The following is a 1326-nucleotide window of genomic DNA, read 5'->3' on the forward strand; positions in this document are numbered from 1 at the left end:
GACTACTTCGGCACCCGCATCCCCGCCACCATCGTCGCCGAACCCCTCGTCGACCCCGAAATGAAAAAAATCCGAGCCTAAACCACACCGGCGCCGGGTCCGCCGCCTCGCTCGGCCAGGTGGTGGCCCCGGCCCCTTGACCCGCTTCTCTACTCTGCAATAGCATTCTTGATATATCAGTTCTTCAGAACTGACACCTCAACGGTTCCGCTTCGAGGAGACCCCATGCCCCAGACCTTCACCCTGACGCTCAGCTGCGCACAGCGTCCCGGGATCGTGCACGCCATCAGCTCCTTCCTCTTCGAGCAGAACTGCGACATCGCCGAACATCAGCAGTTCGACGACACCCGCAGCGACGCCTTCTTCCTCCGCACGTCGTTCGTGTCGGCGGGCGACGTCGACATCGAGCACCTGACCGCCCAATTCGCCGACGTGGCCGCGAAGTTCGGCATGACGTTCACATTCAACGGCAGCGATCTGCCCCGCGTCATCGTGATGGTGTCGAAGATGGGCCACTGCCTCAACGACCTCATCTTCCGTTGGCGGGCAGGCAATCTCGGCGCCGAACTCGTCGCCGTCGTCTCCAACCACGAGGTGCTGCGGCCGATGGCCGAGGCCGCCGGCCTGCCGTTCGTTCACGTTCCCGTCACCCCCACGACCAAGCCGGAGGCGGAAGCCGAACTGCTGTCGCTCGTCGACCGGTACGACGCCGACCTCGTGGTGCTGGCCCGCTACATGCAGGTGCTGTCGGACGACGCATGCCGGGCGCTCCGCGGGCGCGCGATCAACATCCACCACTCGTTCCTGCCCGGTTTCAAGGGCGCCAAGCCCTACCACCAGGCGTTCGATCGCGGCGTCAAGCAGGTGGGCGCGACGGCCCACTACGTGACACCCGACCTCGACGAAGGTCCCATCATCGAGCAGGAAGTCATCCGCATCGACCACACCTTCGACCCGGTGCGACTCGCCACCGTCGGGCAGGACGCCGAAGCCCTCGCACTCTCCCGGGCCGTGCGCTGGCACTGCGAGAACCGCGTCCTGCTTCACGGACACCGGACGGTCGTCTTCAGTTGAGGCGGCTTCGCCGCCCGTGCGCCTTTCTGGTAGCGGGAACAACCAGAAAGGCGCACGGGCGCGGAGCGCCTACAGCAGGTTTCGGATGGCCTGCTCGAAACCGGCGACATGCGCGAGGGTGAGCGCGGACGCGGTGTCCTCGTCGCCGTCGACGATGGCTTGCAGCAAGGCAGCATGCTCGCGGACGTGGCTGGCGACGTCGGGGAGTCGGTCGAGGAACAGGCACCAGATGCGGGTGGCGTGGGCGTCGAG

Annotated in this window: 2 protein-coding genes; one reads left to right on the forward strand and one right to left on the reverse strand. The window is 66.0% G+C overall.

What is annotated here, in order from left to right:
* The first annotated feature begins 225 nt into the window (after positions 1 to 225).
* Entirely contained in the window at positions 226 to 1074 is an 849-nt protein-coding gene (purU, locus tag CJ179_RS50410; protein ID WP_072951716.1) for a formyltetrahydrofolate deformylase, read from the forward strand.
* A gap of 69 nt (positions 1075 to 1143) precedes the next feature.
* On the opposite strand, the gene CJ179_RS50415 is transcribed toward purU, so the two are convergent.
* The coding region (locus tag CJ179_RS50415; protein WP_143549096.1) for an FCD domain-containing protein at positions 1144 to 1326 on the reverse strand (183 nt) is incomplete at its 5' end.

The sequence above is a fragment of the Rhodococcus sp. ACS1 genome, from assembly GCF_002300155.1.
Lineage (GTDB): Bacteria > Actinomycetota > Actinomycetes > Mycobacteriales > Mycobacteriaceae > Rhodococcus_F > Rhodococcus_F koreensis.